The sequence below is a fragment of the Pseudoalteromonas sp. Z1A2 genome (assembly GCF_011378755.1).
GTDB lineage: Bacteria > Pseudomonadota > Gammaproteobacteria > Enterobacterales > Alteromonadaceae > Pseudoalteromonas > Pseudoalteromonas distincta.
This window is the reverse complement of record NZ_WTKX01000004.1, coordinates 204782-221995: the sequence shown is the minus strand read 5'-3', so window position 1 is coordinate 221995 and position 17214 is coordinate 204782. Positions and strand designations below refer to the sequence as shown.

The window sequence follows — 17214 nt, the reverse complement described above, 5'->3', positions numbered from 1 at the left end:
GTTATGAAATCCAGTCAAAGTGGGGCTAAATTAAGCCTCGTTGTTATTTCAATTATCGTGCTAGGTGTTTCAGCTTGGTTTAATCAGGCTAACGCTGAAGATAGTCCATCTAAAACACAAACCCAAAGTGAATTAACAATAGCAGATTAACCTAGCTTATTAGGTATTTTCGGTTTTCGTCTTTCTTCTCGTTTCTCTCAACAGTACATGCTCAGCACCATTATTGTAGTGGTGCTTTAGTGGCGTTTAATATTGTCCTGATGCAACGTGTTTCTAATATTTTAAAAATTCGCAATAAAAAAGCCCAGCAATGCTGGGCTATTAAATATTCTAAGGAAAAGTTGTTAACTTTGGGTTACATTAAATTGCCCGAATGTATAAACTTTAAACAAGTAAAAAGTGTTGATCAACACTAAACTCATATTTGAAATAACGCTCGACGACATAAGATCTAGGCTAAATGATAAGAACAATAAACCACATGCACTAATGGCGGCAACGCGCAGCAGTGTTATCTGGTTAATAAAGAATGCACCTAAACCTAGTGCAAGTAGTGTAGTATTTAAAAGCCAATCTAGCTCGTTTAGCATGGTCGTTTCAATAGTTCAGTTGTTGAAAAAAGGAGCGCCATTATGTTGATCTTTTGCACACCTTTCAACCAAGTAATTTTAAATTTTCAGATTAGTTTTTTTAATGCTAAAAGTAACTGCCAATTGCCGAAAACAAACCATTGTCAGCAATTACTTGATACTTTTGACAGCTCTGTGGTTTTTGTAAATCACTGCATAAATAAAGGGATTCACGGCTAGAATCATAGTTGGGATGCAAGTTGGAATCAATTAAAGTAGCTCCGTAACCTAAAAGTCCAGGCCAGTAAACACTTTCACTTACCATCCCTAATTTTTTATAGGTGAGCAAGGTTGGTTTTGGAAAAGCTAAAATTATTACAATAACAATGGCCAGAGATATAAATAGCCCCTTTTTTGACTTTGTTTTTTGGCTAGTGCCATTGTTTATGTTTGTTTTTTCCTCTACGGGTATAGAGCGCTGAGTAGGGCGTTGCGGCTTTCTTTTTTGCGCTGTTTTTTTTCTTGTTGGTGCTTTACCTAGCAACGACTGTTTATTTGGGGTTTTAGACATAAAGCAAATCTGGCCTTTTTTCCGTAGGTCTCTATAATTAAATGAGCAAATTTATATACTAAGCTAATTATTATGATAACTTAAAGTTAGCTTATAGCCTACGAGGAATAAAGATGAATACGCAGCTATCAATTTTAATTGTAGATGACGTTAGCACAGTGCGTAGTTTTTTGAGCCAAACGCTCATGCACTTAGGGATAGATAACGTAAAGGAAGCATCTACTGCCTCACAATGTATTAGTGAGTGCCAGGCTGCAAATTATAATATCATTTTTTTAGACATAGAACTGCCGGACGGCGATGGCAAAGATTTGATTGCACAAATCAATGAATTAAGCCCTGAGACAAATGTTGTAATGGTATCTGCACATTCAGGTATTGAAAATGTTAAGGATGCAATTGATAAAGGCGCTAAAGGATTTGTAGTGAAGCCGTTTACACCTAAAAAAATAGCGGCAATGCTTAAGAAGTTTTATCCAGACTTGGAAAATGTATGACACTAATCTGTTTAAATATTTATGTCGACTGTTATTAAAGTACGAGTTTAAATCTTAGATAAAAAAAAACCGGCAAAAGCCGGTTTTTTATATTCTATCAAAAACAAATTATAGAGCTTTAATCTTAGCTGCTATACGGCTCTTATGACGAGCTGCTTTGTTTTTGTGAATTAGACCCTTAGTTGCGTAACGGTCTAGGATAGGTGTAGCAACAGAAAAAGCTTGCTGTGCAGCTTCTTTATCGCCCGCTTCAATAGCAACAATTACTTTTTTGAAGTAAGTGCGCATCATTGAACGACGGCTTGCGTTGTGCTGACGGTTTTTTTCGCTTGTGATAGCGCGTTTTTTTGCAGACTTGATGTTAGCCAAGGTTTGCTCCTAACAATCTTAAAATAAAGCTTAAATTAAAGGCCGTGGAATATGCCTGTTTCTATCATGGATGTCAATTTAAATTTAACAATCCAAGAAAAACTGCACCATATAACGAGCATCAATTTGCCGCTTTAGCAGTTAATATAGACATTGTAACAAAGCACAGACCCCCAGCCTAGTGCTTTAAAGCGATTTATAAAAAAGACTGTGGCATAATCGCCTATCTTGAGGATTTTTGAGTAGGTTTAAGGTGTCAAAAGGTTTATTTCGCTCTGGTATGATTGTTAGTTGTATGACTATGATATCGCGTATTTTAGGGCTCGTTCGAGATGCTGTCGTTGCCAATTTATTAGGCGCAAGTGCAGCGGCTGATGTTTTTTTATTTGCTAACCGTATTCCTAATTTTTTACGCCGTTTATTTGCAGAAGGTGCCTTCGCACAAGCATTCGTACCTGTGCTAAGTGAAATTAAAGAACAGCAAGGAGACGACAAAGTCAGACTTTTTGTTGCACAAGCAGCAGGCACCTTAGGAACCATTTTGCTAATTGTCACTATTATAGGTGTTGTTGCTTCCCCTGTTATTGCAGCATTATTTGGTACCGGTTGGTTTATAGATTGGTGGCAAGGCGGACCTAATGCCGAAAAATTTGAACTTGCAAGTTCACTACTTAAACTTACATTCCCTTATTTATTTTTTGTAAGCTTAGTTGCACTTAGTGGTGCGGTTATGAATGTGTATAACCGTTTCGCTGTTGCTGCATTTACACCAGTTTTGCTTAATGTTTCTATTATTACGTGTGCAATTTTTTTACATGATAAATTTTCAGTAGGTGCTTATGCACTTGCCATAGGTGTATTTGTCGGTGGTGTAGTGCAGCTACTATTTCAACTACCGTTCTTGTATCGCGCTAAAATGTTGGCGCGTCCGCGCTGGGCATGGCAAGACGAAAACGTAAAAAAAGTACGAAAACTTATGCTACCGGCTTTGTTTGGTGTCTCTATTAGTCAAATTAATCTGTTGCTCGATACCATGATTGCGTCATTACTGATGACGGGTTCAATTGCGTGGCTTTATTATTCAGACCGCTTAATTGAATTTCCGCTGGGATTATTTGGTATTGGTATTGCGACGGTTATTTTACCGGCGCTTTCTAAACTACATAGCAGTAAAAAAAGTAGCGACTTTCAGCATACTCTCGATTGGGGAGTTCGTTTTGTTATATTTTTAGGCCTACCAGCAATGGTAGGTTTGATGATCATCAGCCCACTTATTATTACCGTGTTGTTCGACCACGGTGCATTTAAAGAAGACAGTATTGATCATGTCAAAGCTGTAAGCTTAGGCGTAGTCGCATATTCGGTCGGTCTTGTAAGCTTTATGCTAATAAAAGTACTCGCTCCTGGCTTTTATGCTCGTCAAGATACAAAAACACCGGTGCGTATTGGTATTATTACCTTAGTACTTAATATGGTGTTTAACATTATGCTGGCTCCTTTCATTGGTTATTTAGGGTTGGCACTTGCTACTTCGTTATCGGCTAGCTGCAATGCATTTTTATTATACAGACAGCTTAAAAAAGAAAATGTATACCAGTTCTCATCAATGAGTATGCGTTTTACACTTAAATGTGTTGTTGCAAGTATTTTTATGGGAGCTGTCACATGGTTTGTGAGCAGTTACTATTATTGGGCTACATGGGCCTTTACACAGCAAGTAATATTATTAGTAGCGCTAGTGGCTTTGGCAGGTATTAGCTACTTTGCAATGCTATTTGTGATGGGCGTTAGACTAAATACGATAAAAAGTGTAGCAATTACTGAATCAAACTAAAAAAAAGATTATAATCGGCAACTCTGCGGCTTTAATCATTTTTTAGCCGTAATTAATAGCTCGCTAAACAAGGCATTAGGTGGCATGGAGTTAATTAGAGGTATACACAATATTCGCCCACACCATTTTGGTTGTGTGTTAACTATTGGTAATTTTGACGGCGTTCATTTAGGCCACGCAGAAGTATTAAAAGGTTTACTTAGCGATGCTAAAGCGCATAGTTTGCCTAGCACTGTAATGCTGTTTGAACCCCAGCCACAAGAGTTTTTTGCTAAAAACAATGCCCCTGCACGGTTAACGCGCTTACGAGATAAGTTACGTTTATTGAGTGATTTAGGTATTGAGCGAGTTATTTGCATTAGCTTTAATCAGCAATTTGCAAACATGCATGCTGAGCAATTCGTTAATGAGATTTTGATTAAAAAGTTAGGTGTTAAAGCACTTACTGTTGGTGATGATTTTAAGTTTGGAAAGCAACGCCAAGGTAACTTTCACTTACTTGCTAGCATGGGTAAGCAAGCGGGCATGGATGTAAAAAGCACCGCGAGCTTTCGTCAATTAAATGCTAGAGTAAGCAGCACTTTAATACGAGATGCTTTAGCATCCGGTGACTTAGCGAGTGCTAAAATAATGCTTGGTCACGATTATGCTATTTCTGGGCGTGTTATACATGGCTGGAAAAGAGGACGTGAACTCGGTTTTAGAACGGCAAATATAGCCCTAAAACGCCAAGTGTGTCCTGTCAACGGAGTGTTTGCAGTGCAAGCAACGATTGCAGGAAAACAGATTTTTGGAGTTGCAAATGTAGGTAATAAGCCGACATTTAATGGAACTCGTGCATTATTAGAAGTTCACCTTTTTGATTTTGCACAGGATATTTACGGACAATTTATGCATGTGGAGTTAATAGAAAAACTTCGCGATGAGAAAAAATTCGAGACATTAACACAATTAACGGCGCAAATAGCAACTGATGTTGCTGCCGCTAAGCAGTGTTTTGGTTTAAATCAGGTAGCCGATAGAGACGGAATGTAGGATAAATGAGCGACTATAAACATACTTTGAACTTACCGGAAACACCGTTTCCAATGCGTGGCAATTTGGCACAACGTGAACCAAAAATGCTTAAAGCATGGTATGAGGACGACCTTTATGGTCAAATTCGCAGCGCTAAGAAAGGTAAAAAAACCTTTATTTTGCATGACGGCCCTCCGTATGCAAATGGCGATATCCATTTAGGCCACTCAGTTAATAAAATATTAAAAGATATTATTGTTAAGTCTAAAACATTATCTGACTTTGATTCACCATTAGTTCCAGGTTGGGATTGTCATGGTTTACCAATCGAGTTAATGGTTGAGAAAAAAGTAGGCAAGCCGGGTGTAAAAGTTACTGCGAGTGAGTTTCGTGAAAAATGCCGTGCATACGCTAAAAAACAAGTTGAAGGTCAAAAAGTTGATTTTAAACGTTTAGGCGTATTTGCAGATTGGGATAAGCCATATTTAACAATGAACTTTGACTTTGAAGCGAATGCAATTCGTGTGCTTGGTCGAATTATTGAAAAAGGTCATTTGCATAAAGGCGCCAAGCCTGTGCATTGGTGTACAGACTGTGGCTCTGCATTAGCAGAAGCAGAAGTTGAATACCAAGATAAGCAGTCTCCAGCAATCGATGTGCGTTTTACATTTGTTGATCAAGATGCTGTTGTTAGTGCATTTGATCTGGCTGATGGCCATAAAGGTGAAGGCAGTGTTGGTACTGTTATTTGGACAACAACACCGTGGACGCTTCCTGCAAACCGCGCTGTGGCTGTGCATGCCGATTTAGAGTATGCGTTAGTACAGGTTGAAGATGAAGGCGTACAACAACGTCTAATTTTAGGTTCTGAGCTTGTTAAAGATGCTATGGACCGTTTTGGTTTTAATCACTTTCACGTACTAGGGTATGTAAAAGGTGCAGCGCTTGAAAACTTGCAAGTAGCCCATCCTTTTTATGATTTTAATGTACCAGTGATTGTTGCAGAACACGTAACTACTGATTCAGGTACTGGTGTTGTACATACCGCCCCAGGCCATGGTCAAGAAGATTTCGTGGCAGGCTTAAATTACAACCTTGAAGTGGCTAACCCTGTTGGTGCAAATGGTGTTTATTTACCAGATACCGAACTTTTTGCAGGTCAGCACGTATTTAAGGCGAATGCGAGCGTAATTGAAGTGTTAAAAGAGCGTGGTGCGCTTATGCATCACCATGCGCTTACGCATAGTTACCCACATTGTTGGCGCCACAAAACACCAATCATTTTCCGTGCTACACCGCAGTGGTTTGTAAGTATGGATCAGGCTAACTTACGTCAAGATTCTCTTGCTGAGATTAAAAACACGCAGTGGTTACCAGAGTGGGGCGAAAGCCGTATTTCTAACATGGTTGAAAGCCGCCCAGATTGGTGTATTTCTCGCCAGCGTACTTGGGGCGTTCCTATTGCATTGTTCGTTGATAAAGACACCGGTGCACTTCACCCAAATACACAAGAGTTAATTGCTCAAGCAGCAGAGCTTGTTGAAAAGTCTGGTATACAAGCATGGTACGATTTAGAACCAGCTACTTTACTTGGTGAAGAAGACGCCAAGCAATACATGAAAGTGCAAGATACGCTAGATGTATGGTTTGACTCAGGTGTGTCACACGCTTGTGTAGTAGATGCACGTGAAGACTTGGTTGGTCCAGCTGACTTATACCTTGAAGGTTCTGATCAGCACCGTGGTTGGTTTATGTCATCAATGATGACATCAGTTGCTATTAATGGTCATGCACCATATAAGCAAGTGCTTACGCATGGTTTTACCGTTGATGAAAACAGCCGTAAAATGTCTAAGTCACTAGGTAATGTTATCTCTCCGCAAAATGTGATGAATAAACTAGGTGCTGACATTTTACGCTTATGGGTTGCTTCTACCGATTACACGGCAGAAATGACTGTGTCGGATGAAATATTTAAACGCTCAGCCGATCGTTACCGCCGTATTCGTAACACCAGCCGTTACTTGCTTGCTAACCTAAATGGTTTTAACCCAGAAACAGATCAAGTAGCTGTTGATGATATGGTTGAGCTTGATAAGTGGATTGTTGGACGCGCAGCTCAGTTGCAAGACGAGATTTTAGCCGCATACGACAGCTACCAAATGCTATTAGTAACGCAAAAGCTAATGAACTTCTGTACGGGTGAGCTTGGCTCGTTCTATTTAGATGTTATAAAAGATCGTCAATATACAGCTAAGAGTGATAGCCATGCACGTCGTTCTTGTCAAACTGCGCTTTATCATATCGCAGAAGCAATGACGCGTTGGATGGCACCTATTATGAGCTTTACCGCACAAGAAATTTGGGAAGCGTTACCGGGTGAGCGTAGTGACTACGTATTTACATCAGTTTGGTACGATGGCTTACAAGCGCCAACAAATAGCCAATTTAGTAACGATGATTGGTTAGAGATTTTAACTGTACGTGACGAAGTAAACCGCTTATTAGAAGCTGCACGTAAAGAAGAAGTCATTGGTGCAACACTTCAAGCAACGGTGAATTTATTTACGGGTAAAGAGCTTGCCGCTAAATTAAACGCGCTTGGTGATGAACTGCGTTTTGTATTGTTAACATCAGCCGTGAATGTTACTGAAGTTGATAGCCAGCCTGCAGATACACAAGCTACCGAGATTGAAGGTTTGTTCATTAGCGTTGCTGCAACAGATGCTGCTAAATGTGAGCGTTGTTGGCATTACAGCGAAGATGTAGGTGTTGAGCCTGCTCATCCTGAAATTTGTGGTCGTTGTGTAAGTAATGTTGACGGCGAAGGTGAAAAGCGTCAATTCGCTTAGGAGTTATTCTTAGTGAGCAAACTAGCCCAAAAAAGTGGTTTAGTGTGGCTTTGGTTGAGTCTATTACTTTTAGTAATAGACTTTGCCAGTAAAACACTTGTTGTAGGGACTATGGCTTATCAAGAGTCTATAAACTTACTCCCTGTTTTTAGTATTACTTATGTACATAACTATGGTGCTGCTTATAGCTTTTTAAGTGAAGCGGGTGGTTGGCAACGTTGGTTTTTAAGTGCAATTGCCGTTGCTATTAGTGCTTTGCTTGTATGGTGGCTAAAACGCTTACCTGCTACAAATAAAGTACTATGCGGTGCTTATGCATTGGTACTTGCTGGCGCTATTGGTAATTTATACGATCGTATTGCGTATGGTTATGTAATCGACTTTATTCACGTTTTTTATAAAGACTCACATTTTCCTGTATTCAATATTGCCGATTGCGCTATTTGTATTGGCGCAGCATTATTGTTATTTGACGCCTTCACCGGCGAGAGTCCAAAGGAGCATAAAGCATGAGCCAAGCTGTAATTGGTGAAAACTCGCAAGTTATTTTCCATTTTTCTATTAAATTAGAAGATGGCTCTGCCGCTGATTCTACCAAGGTACACAACAAACCTGCTAAATTAACAATGGGTGATGGCAGCTTAACGGCAAACTTCGAAAAGTGTTTATTAGGGCTAACTGCAGGCGAAAGTAAAACGTTTGAATTAGAACCTGAAGATGCTTTTGGTCAGCCAAACCCAGATAATATTTACTACGTTGACCGTAGTAAGTTTGGTCCAGAAACACCAGCTAAGGTAGGTGCAATTATTGCGTTTACTCAACCTGATGGCACTGAGCTTCCTGGTTTAGTCCGCGAAGTGCAAGGTGAGTCGGTAACGATTGATTTTAATCACCCTTTATCTGGCCAGCGTTTAACGTTTGAAGTTGATATTATTGAGGTGGAAGGTTAATGGAAATATTACTAGCTAATCCTCGCGGCTTTTGCGCTGGTGTTGACCGTGCTATTAGTATTGTTGAGCGCGCTTTAGATATTTTTGAAAAGCCAATTTATGTTCGCCACGAAGTAGTACATAACCGCTATGTGGTTGATGGACTAAAAAGCCGTGGTGCGGTATTCGTTGAAGAACTTGATCAAGTACCTGACGACAGTATTGTTATTTTTAGCGCACATGGCGTATCGCAAGCGGTTCGCAGCGAGGCTAAACGTCGTGATTTAAAAGTATTTGATGCAACGTGCCCGCTTGTAACTAAAGTGCATATGGAAGTTACACGTGCGAGTCGCAAAGGTATTGAGTGTATTTTAATTGGACATCATGGTCACCCTGAAGTAGAGGGAACAATGGGACAATATGATAACTCAGACGGTGGTATTTATCTTGTTGAAACCGTTGATGATGTTGTTGCGCTTAATGTAAAAAATGCTGAAAATCTTTTTTACTGTAGTCAAACGACTTTATCAGTTGATGATACTGCTGATGTTATTGATGCACTACGCAATAAGTTTCCATCAATTGACGGACCTCGTAAAGATGATATTTGTTATGCAACGCAAAATCGTCAGGATGCTGTTCGTGACTTAGCTGACAAAGTTGATGTGCTATTAGTTGTTGGCGCTAAAAACAGCTCTAACTCTAATCGCTTACGTGAACTTGCAGATAAAATGGGCACTGTTGCTTATTTAATTGATGATGCAACTGATGTGCAAGAGCAGTGGGTTTCAGGTTCTAAATCAGTGGGTGTAACTGCGGGTGCATCTGCGCCAGAAGTACTTGTACAACAAGTTATAAGCCGATTAAAAGATCTTGGTGGTACGCAGGTTGTTGAAAACCCAGGCGAAGAAGAGAATATCGTATTTGCTGTTCCTGTAGAGCTACGTTAATTTAAAATTTAGATTATAGGAGAGTCGTTATGAGCAAGTCACTAAAAAATGATGGTTTGCTTTTTTCGGCTCTTTTTAATGAGCGAGGCGTACTAGCTTCGCTTATTGTTTCTCAAGTTATTGCTATTGTTTTAGCCTTTGCACCCAATGTAGAAGGAGATATTTGGCTTCGACTTGGGATCATCAGTTTGTTTATGCATTTAATTGTTTTAGTCGGTACCTCTTCTTTATACTTTTGTAGATTTTTCTTACAAACGCGCACTCAAACTTTTCAATTAAGTTTGTTTTTTATCTTTTTTTTATTATCTACATGCATTTTTAGTATTTTATTTTCCCATTTTGCTTTTGATATAGATGATACAGATAACTTAATTTATTTCACACTTCGCAATTGCATTATAGTGGCTTTGCTGGCGGCTTTATTCGTCCAATTTTTATTAATTCATTTTGAGAAAGAGCAGCAAACTAAAGCGCTTTCTCGAGCTGAGCTTGATGCCTTGCAAGCTAGAATACGTCCTCATTTCTTATATAATAGTTTAAACACCGCTGCAGAGCTTACTCATCATGATGCCGATGCGGCAGAGCTGGCTATTTTAGCATTAGCCGCCTTATCGCAGGCTGCAATGCACTCAGGAAAAAATGTATCTCTTGACGATGAAATAACGCTGAGTAAGCAATATATAGCACTTGAAACATGGCGTTTCGGTAATCGCTTAAGCGTTGATTGGCAAATACCTAATGAACTACCTGCATTGAGCATTCCTTGTTTAACCCTGCAGCCATTAATTGAAAATGCAGTATGCCACGGTGTTGAAACAAGTGAGCATGGTGCAGAAATAAAAGTAGAGCTACATATAACTACCGGCTATATAACCATGATTGTTTCTAACCCTGTAACAATTTCTAATGCTCAAACTAGGCCTAATAACGGCATGGCGCTTGAAAATATTCGCCAGCGATTAAATATTTATTATAAAAATAAAGCGCAGCTAACAATTACTAATAAAAATGATGTGTTTAGGGTCAAGGTCGTGATCCCTAAGCTTATTGAGGGTAGTGTATGAACGTACTCATTGTTGATGATGAACCTCTTGCGAGATCGCGCTTAATTCGTTTGTTGGCACATGATAAAAGTATAGTTGTACAAGGTGAGGCTAGTAATGGTAATGAAGCTCTGGTACTTGCTAAAAAGCAAACGCCAGATTTGATTTTTTTAGATGTTGATATGCCTGGTATGAATGGTTTGCAAGTTGCTAATGAGCTCAATAGTTTAACTCTACCTCCTGCTATTGTTTTTATAACTGCTTACCCTGAGCATGCCTTCGATGCTTTACAATTAAGCGCTGCAGGCTATTTAGTTAAACCTATTTCAGAGCAATCATTGCAAAAGGTGCTTAAGCAAGTTGGGCGTTTAAATAAAGTACATATTCAAAAACAACAAAATGCAAAAATCTCTTATCAGCTAGCTGGTACTCTACGTAGTGTTGATATAAATGATGTTTTGTACTTTAGTGCAGAAGAAAAGTATACCAAAATGATATTCTGTGGTGGAGAAGCTTTACTTGAACAAAGTCTAAAACAATTAGAGTTACAATATCCTACACATATTTTGCGAATTCACCGCAATACATTGGTTAATAGACAAAAAGTAATTGCTTTGCATTCAAAAGCGAATGGTAATCATATGATTGAGCTACAAGGGGGCTGTGAGTTATTGCCAGTGAGCCGCCGTGAGCTTAAATTAGTAAAAAATTCGCTTTAGGCTTACCTTGCAATTAACTTCCCCCTGATTTAAATACATTTGAGTCTTAATTATCAACGGTGTTATTGAATAAACAGGTTTAATTAACCGTTTATCAACAAATATAACCGCTTGTCTTAGTCCTCATTGATTCCTCAAATAAATAACATAAACTTAAAATCAGATAATTTTTATTTGGTTTTATTATGCAATCACCTCACGTAAAAGTGCAAAGAGGCTTCACTCTGATTGAAGTGCTAATTGCATTTATTATTCTTAGTTTTGGCCTTTTAGGCGCAGTTGCTTTGCAAGCAAAAGCAAAGCAAGCAAGCTTTGATTCTATGCAGCGTGCTGCTGCAGTTGCACTTGGTAATGATATTGTGCAGCGTATCCGTGCTAACGATACCCCGCAAATAGCTAGCCTATATACCCAAACATTTAATAGCGAAGCCTCAACTAAAACCTCACAGACGTGTTTTACAAGCACTTGTAGCGCAGCGCAAGTTGCAGCCCTAGACCTTGAGCAATGGAAAAGAGCTATAAAAGCAAGGGAAAACACAGGCTCTTTAGATGACGCAACTGTATGTATTGCGGCTACTGCAGTTGCAGGTACAGGTGGTAAAGCATTTAATTTAGAGGTCGTTGTATCTTGGCAAGGGCGTCAAGAGTTTAATGCAAATAGTACGACTGGAGACATCAAGTGTGGAACGGCTGACAAAAAGCGCCGTTTAGTTGTTTTAACTAGTTATATTTACCTTAGGAGCTAACATGAAGCAAAAAGGTTTTACACTTGTAGAAATGATGATTTCATTATTTATTGGTGGGTTAATTTTAGGCGGCGTTATGTTTACCTATATAGGTATGAAAGTAACCACTAAAGATACGATGACTATTGGTGAACTTCAAGAATCAGGACGCCTTGCAATTAACATAATGCAACGTGATATTGAACAAATTGGCTTTTGGGGCACTTATTATGATGATTCTTTTACTTCGGTAAACACAGAAGCATTATCAAACCCGCTAAATGACTGTTTTGAAGGACTAAATAACGGTAGTTTTCCTGATTTGGCAACTGCGAGTAACTTTAGAACTATTTATGCGAAGGTTGCAGATGCTTCAAAAGAACTAAACTGCGTAACGAGTCCAGTAAAAGGTACCGATATTATTCAGTTAAAGTTTTTACAAGGTGATCAATTAACTGAAGGTGAGACTCAAACGAGTGAAAACTATTTCATAGCGGAGCAAGAGAGAGCCCAATTCAAGCGAGGTGAAATTACAGGAAGTTCTGTTAATGCCTCTATTTGGCCGTATAGCCATCATGTTTATTATATTTCAGAGCAAACATATAAAGTAAATAACAAGAACCTAACTGTACCTGCATTAATGAGAAAGCGCTTAGTTGGTGGGAATATCACCACAGAAACTATTATGGAAGGTGTCGAAAACATGCGGTTTGTTTTTGGTCTCGATACAAACAGCGACAATCGTGTAGATACATACCGAAGTATTAAAAGTATGGAGCACACTGATTGGGAAAATCGAAAGGGTATTTTAACAGTACAGGTATTTTTATTAATACGCGCATTGGAGCCAGACCCTGGGGTTAAAATTAAAAACCAAACTTACATATTAGGTGAAGATGAAAACAAGCGTGAATTGAAATTCACAGATAGTTTCAGACGCACAGTGTTTACCACGACTATTCGATTAAATAATGTTGGATCAAATTTATGGCGTATTTAAAACAATCACAGAAAAAGCAGCAGGGTGTAGTACTGATCACTGCTCTAATAATGGTAATTGCAGTGACGGGTATAGCGGTGACCCTTATGAGCAGTAGTAGTATTGATATTAAAATTACCAATGCAGCGCAAGAGCGTGAAGTGGCCGAAAATGAACTTATTGGCGAAGTACAGCGCATGATTTCTGATGAAGCAAATAAAGGTGCGAATAATCAGTTTTTTTTGAGTCCAGATGAAGTCACTTCGATTGCAGCCTCTGATAAAGAAGGCATGGTGATCGCAACACATGATGGTATGCAAAGCAAAATGGTTAATCTAAACAAAGGTGCGCTTGACCTAGAGTGTCCTCGACGCTTTAATTTTACTGCAGGTATATCGTGCAATATGTTACAGGTCGCCACGACAATAGAATATGGCTCTAAAAGTAAGCATGAACTAACCATTGTTACAGGTGTAGCACAAGAAATGGCTAGCGTAAGTAAGGGGATTTAAGATGAAATTTAAATTAAACAAAGTGCTAGCCTCTTTACTTGGCTTAACAATAAGTGCGTCAGTTTATGCTGAAGATATAGAGCTTTATGTTAATCATGATGTGGATGTTGAAGAAAAACCTCGAGTATTACTGATTTTTGATACATCAGGAAGCATGGCTTTTTCATCAAGTACAGGTAGTAATTGTGGGCAATATTCGAGTGGAGGTTGGGTTTTATGTTCTGATAGTCGATTAGCTGCAGCACAGTTTGCGATGAATAAAGTTATTACCGATAACGAAGATACTATCGACTTTGGTTTAATGCGCTTTAAAGCCACAGACGGTGGTTATATAGTTAATGGAGTTGGTAAAGATTCTACAATTATACGAAATTCACTTGCTGCTTTACCTGCTGCTGGGGGGACCCCTTTAACAGAAACTCTTTGGGAAGCTTATTTATACATTACTGGGCAAGGAGTTCAGTACGGGCTTGAAGCTTCAATAATAGAGCGTGATACGAGTGTAGAAAGTTCCTCTACTGTCCAAGTTGAAAATCAATATTGTTACTGGGCTGGTCGGGGACGAAATCGCTATCAGGTATGTAATACATATTATGTACCTGAAACGAATTATACCTATATATCACCTTTTGCAGATAGTACAGCAGAAGCTAAACGTTGTGATAATTCGATAAATATCATTTATATGACCGATGGCGACCCATCTGGTGATAATGATAGTGACAGCCAAATTAGTGCAGAGCATGAGAAGTACTTTGGGGAAGGATTAAACTGGAATACGGATAGTTACTACAGTAGTTACCTACACCAAATGGCTAAAATTATTCATGGTACAAGTGATACTACTGTTGATTTATACCCGTCGACTCCCGATATTCATGAAACAGGCCGTTTATATACTATCGGTTTTGGCTCTGGTATGAGCGCGAGTGGACAAGAGCTTTTACGTAGGGCCGCTTCTTTAGGTGGTGGTGAAAACTTGCCCGCAAGTACGCCAGATGGGCTTTCTGAATCATTAAACAGTGCAATTTCTCGTATTCGTGAAGTAAATGATAGCTTTTCATCGCCGTCCGTTGCTAGTAACAACGTAGATCAAACCCGTAGTCGAGATGCTATTTATTTTGCAATGTTTTATCCAGAGACAAATACCCGCTGGGGCGGTAACTTAAAAAAGTTAAAGGTATCGGGTAGTAACATAGTTGATTCAACAGGCAATGTAGCGCTTGATTCTAATGGTTTGATAGACACTGATGCAAAAACATTTTGGCTTCCTGATGGTAAGTCAGCAGATGGGAACTTAGTAGCACAAGGTGGCGTTAATTATCAACTAAGTACCTTAACAGGAACCAACGCAGAAGAACGAAGAACACTATATACAGATAAACAAGGCGATATAGTACGATTTACTACATCGATTGTTAGTGACATTCTTGATTTAATAACTAATAACCCAATTAGCTTATCTAGTTCAGATATTAAATGGGCTATGGGTATTGATGTTGATGATGAAGATAACGATAACGATACCACGGATCAAAGAGATGATATTTTTGGTGATCCTCTGCATTCAAAGCCTGTTGCGCTTGATTACGGTAATGATGATATTCGTATTCTTATTGGTACCAATGCTGGCTTTTTGCATATGTTTAAAGACGATGATACAAATAATGAAGTATCTGAAAGCTGGGCATTTATACCCTCAGATCTGTACAGCATTATTCAACCGCTGCGCAACAAAGAAACGGGTAAAAAATATGGTATGGATGGTCCAATCAGCGTTTATTTTAATAATAAAAACTTAAATAGCGATGGTTTAAACGACGGGATTATTGATGCGAGTGGTGATGATGAAGTATGGGCTTTTGCAGGAATGCGTCGAGGTGGTAAAAACTACTACGCACTGGATATAACAAATCCCGATCAGCCTAAAAAACTATGGAGCGCACCAATAGAAGGCGGAAAAGGTGATTTTAAAGAGCTTGCGCAAACATGGTCAAAACCGCAAATAGCCTACATTAAAGCATTTGGTGACAAGCCTTTATTAATTTTTGGTGCTGGGTACGATACAAACAAAGATGCGGTGATTAAAAGTGAAGATAGTACAGGGCGAGGTATTTACATTGTTGAAGCAGAAACAGGTAAAAGAGTATGGGCATTAACACCCGATATTAATGGCTTTAAAGGTAAGCATAGTATTGCTGCAGATATTACCACGCTTGACTCAGATTATGATGGATATATAGACCGAATTTATGCGGCAGATACTGGTGGAGATATTTGGCGTATAGATATGCCAGGCACTAGTGCTAGTGAATTTAGTCACTTTAAATTAGCTGAGCTTGGCAGTAATAAAGCAACTGAGGACAGACGCTTTTTTTACAAACCACTCGTTGCACGAACCATTTATAGTAAAGTAAGCGAGACAACCGTTGATGGTAGTACCGTTATAACACGCTTAGATACGCCGTATGATGCAATAGTTATTGGTAGTGGTAACCGCTCAAAACCAACCGGTACCAATGAAAAAGATCAACTGTTTATGATCAGAGATGAAAATACAGTTACTAAATCATATAAAACGAATGCACCGGATACTATTGTACCTGCTGATTTGATGCAAATGAATTCAGACCCATTTGGTAATGCTCTAGATGACGTTGATGATTTTGTTGACTTAGAAGTCGACTTGGCTAAATTTAATGGTTGGAGATATGAGTTAGGAACGGGTGAAAAATCACTAGCTGCTGCTACAGTTGTTGGAGGTGTTGCTTATTTTACAAGTTTCACACCTGCATCAGATACATCGACTGAAAACCAATGTTCCCTAAGTGGTGGTGGTGGTTCTTTATACGCATTTCACCTACATTATGGTACGAAAGTGTATGACGATCTTAAATTTACAACCAGCTATGATGTACCAGATACACCTCAGTTATACTTTGGCGAAGGCCCTTCATGCGTAGATGGTAATGGAGATGGTAAGTGTGATGACAACCCAACAGTTGACGTAACACAAGAAAGTCAGTTTTATCTAATTGGGCCGGGTATCAAAGGTGAAAATGCTGAAAACCCAATGAAGCCTGTTGAGATAAAGGGCCCTGGCTTAACAATTGTTGATGGTAAAGTTGTATTGGTTAATGACAATGCTGTAGGGTTTGGCTTTAAAACTCAACAAACATATATCTATAAACGTGAAGAAAATGACGAAGTTAATAATTAAGGAAATTAAATGAAGAAACAACATGGGTTTACCTTAATTGAGCTGATGATAGCGGTTGCAATTGTAGGCATACTTGCCTCAATTGCATTGCCCAATTATACAGAATATGTAAAGCGTGCTTCGCGCGCTGAAGCTGCTGCAGCATTGTTAGATGCTGCAAACAAAGAGGAGCAATATTTTGTAGATAATCGTGAGTATACGCAATCCTTTACTGACTTAGGGCTACAAAGTAAAACCGAAAATGGTCACTTTGAACTATCTATCAGCGTAGTTGATAGTAATACCTTCACTATTACAGCTAAGCCTATAGACGGTGCTGTAAAAGGAGATACTGATTGTAAAGAGCTTTCAATCACTGATATTGGTCTCAAAGGTGCAAAAGGGTCTAAAGGAGACACCGATATTGGTTATTGCTGGGGTCGATAGCC

18 protein-coding genes are annotated in these 17214 nt (G+C 39.0%); 15 read left to right on the top strand and 3 right to left on the bottom strand.

Features of this window, described 5'->3' with window-relative positions; genetic code table 11:
- The first annotated feature begins 3 nt into the window (after positions 1 to 3).
- Entirely contained in the window at positions 4 to 150 is a 147-nt protein-coding gene (locus GQR47_RS05420) for a hypothetical protein (protein WP_002958221.1), read from the top strand.
- A 194-nt stretch (positions 151 to 344) separates the two neighbouring features.
- Here GQR47_RS05420 and GQR47_RS05415 read toward each other — a convergent pair whose 3' ends face one another.
- Positions 345 to 590 (bottom strand): hypothetical protein, encoded by a 246-nt coding sequence (locus GQR47_RS05415; protein WP_002958222.1) that lies wholly within the window; start codon positions 588 to 590, stop codon positions 345 to 347.
- 106 nt (positions 591 to 696) lie between these two features.
- Positions 697 to 1140 (bottom strand): hypothetical protein, encoded by a 444-nt coding sequence (locus GQR47_RS05410; RefSeq protein ID WP_024596627.1) that lies wholly within the window; start codon positions 1138 to 1140, stop codon positions 697 to 699.
- Between the two features lie 113 nt (positions 1141 to 1253).
- Between GQR47_RS05410 and GQR47_RS05405 the strand changes: the two genes are divergently transcribed.
- Positions 1254 to 1637: a response regulator gene (locus tag GQR47_RS05405; RefSeq protein ID WP_002958224.1), complete on the top strand. Its 384-nt coding sequence runs from the start codon at positions 1254 to 1256 to the stop codon at positions 1635 to 1637.
- A gap of 108 nt (positions 1638 to 1745) precedes the next feature.
- Here GQR47_RS05405 and rpsT read toward each other — a convergent pair whose 3' ends face one another.
- The gene (rpsT, locus tag GQR47_RS05400; RefSeq protein ID WP_002958225.1) at positions 1746 to 2006 is read right to left on the bottom strand and encodes a 30S ribosomal protein S20; all 261 of its coding nucleotides are present in this window, start codon (positions 2004 to 2006) and stop codon (positions 1746 to 1748) included.
- Between the two features lie 253 nt (positions 2007 to 2259).
- On the opposite strand from rpsT, the gene murJ reads away from it, so the two are divergent.
- The 13 genes from murJ to GQR47_RS05335 all read left to right on the top strand — a co-directional run bounded on the left by murJ (position 2260) and on the right by GQR47_RS05335 (position 17212).
- Positions 2260 to 3840, top strand: coding sequence for a murein biosynthesis integral membrane protein MurJ (murJ, locus tag GQR47_RS05395; RefSeq protein ID WP_024596626.1), 1581 nt, complete (start codon positions 2260 to 2262; stop codon positions 3838 to 3840).
- An 84-nt stretch (positions 3841 to 3924) separates the two neighbouring features.
- Positions 3925 to 4875 carry a bifunctional riboflavin kinase/FAD synthetase gene (ribF, locus tag GQR47_RS05390; RefSeq protein WP_024596625.1) on the top strand — a complete coding sequence of 317 codons (951 nt, stop codon included), beginning with the start codon at positions 3925 to 3927 and terminating at the stop codon, positions 4873 to 4875.
- A gap of 5 nt (positions 4876 to 4880) precedes the next feature.
- Positions 4881 to 7709, top strand: a complete 2829-nt coding sequence (gene ileS / locus GQR47_RS05385) for an isoleucine--tRNA ligase (RefSeq protein WP_154903367.1) — start codon at positions 4881 to 4883, stop codon at positions 7707 to 7709.
- A gap of 12 nt (positions 7710 to 7721) precedes the next feature.
- Positions 7722 to 8222, top strand: coding sequence for a signal peptidase II (gene lspA / locus GQR47_RS05380; RefSeq protein ID WP_002958230.1), 501 nt, complete (start codon positions 7722 to 7724; stop codon positions 8220 to 8222).
- Complete coding sequence (gene fkpB / locus GQR47_RS05375; protein ID WP_002958231.1) at positions 8219 to 8659, top strand: FKBP-type peptidyl-prolyl cis-trans isomerase; 441 nt, start codon at positions 8219 to 8221, stop codon at positions 8657 to 8659. Before lspA ends, fkpB begins: the two co-directional genes overlap by 4 nt.
- The gene (gene ispH, locus GQR47_RS05370; RefSeq protein WP_002958232.1) at positions 8659 to 9588 is read left to right on the top strand and encodes a 4-hydroxy-3-methylbut-2-enyl diphosphate reductase; all 930 of its coding nucleotides are present in this window, start codon (positions 8659 to 8661) and stop codon (positions 9586 to 9588) included. The genes fkpB and ispH overlap by 1 nt, the downstream gene beginning before the upstream one ends.
- A 29-nt stretch (positions 9589 to 9617) precedes the next feature.
- The gene (locus GQR47_RS05365) at positions 9618 to 10652 is read left to right on the top strand and encodes a histidine kinase (RefSeq protein ID WP_165723622.1); all 1035 of its coding nucleotides are present in this window, start codon (positions 9618 to 9620) and stop codon (positions 10650 to 10652) included.
- Entirely contained in the window at positions 10649 to 11350 is a 702-nt protein-coding gene (locus GQR47_RS05360; RefSeq protein ID WP_165723621.1) for a LytTR family DNA-binding domain-containing protein, read from the top strand. The genes GQR47_RS05365 and GQR47_RS05360 overlap by 4 nt, the downstream gene beginning before the upstream one ends.
- Positions 11351 to 11535: 185 nt before the next feature.
- A complete protein-coding gene (pilV, locus tag GQR47_RS05355; RefSeq protein WP_024596572.1) occupies positions 11536 to 12096 on the top strand; it encodes a type IV pilus modification protein PilV in 561 nt (186 codons plus the stop codon).
- Between the two features lies 1 nt (position 12097).
- Positions 12098 to 13075 (top strand): PilW family protein, encoded by a 978-nt coding sequence (locus GQR47_RS05350; protein ID WP_165723620.1) that lies wholly within the window; start codon positions 12098 to 12100, stop codon positions 13073 to 13075.
- Positions 13063 to 13566, top strand: a complete 504-nt coding sequence (locus GQR47_RS05345) for a pilus assembly protein PilX (RefSeq protein WP_165723619.1) — start codon at positions 13063 to 13065, stop codon at positions 13564 to 13566. The genes GQR47_RS05350 and GQR47_RS05345 overlap by 13 nt, the downstream gene beginning before the upstream one ends.
- A 1-nt stretch (position 13567) precedes the next feature.
- Positions 13568 to 16786, top strand: coding sequence for a PilC/PilY family type IV pilus protein (locus tag GQR47_RS05340; RefSeq protein ID WP_165723618.1), 3219 nt, complete (start codon positions 13568 to 13570; stop codon positions 16784 to 16786).
- Positions 16787 to 16795: 9 nt separating this feature from the next.
- Positions 16796 to 17212 (top strand): type IV pilin protein, encoded by a 417-nt coding sequence (locus GQR47_RS05335; protein ID WP_024596576.1) that lies wholly within the window; start codon positions 16796 to 16798, stop codon positions 17210 to 17212.
- Positions 17213 to 17214 lie beyond the last annotated feature (2 nt).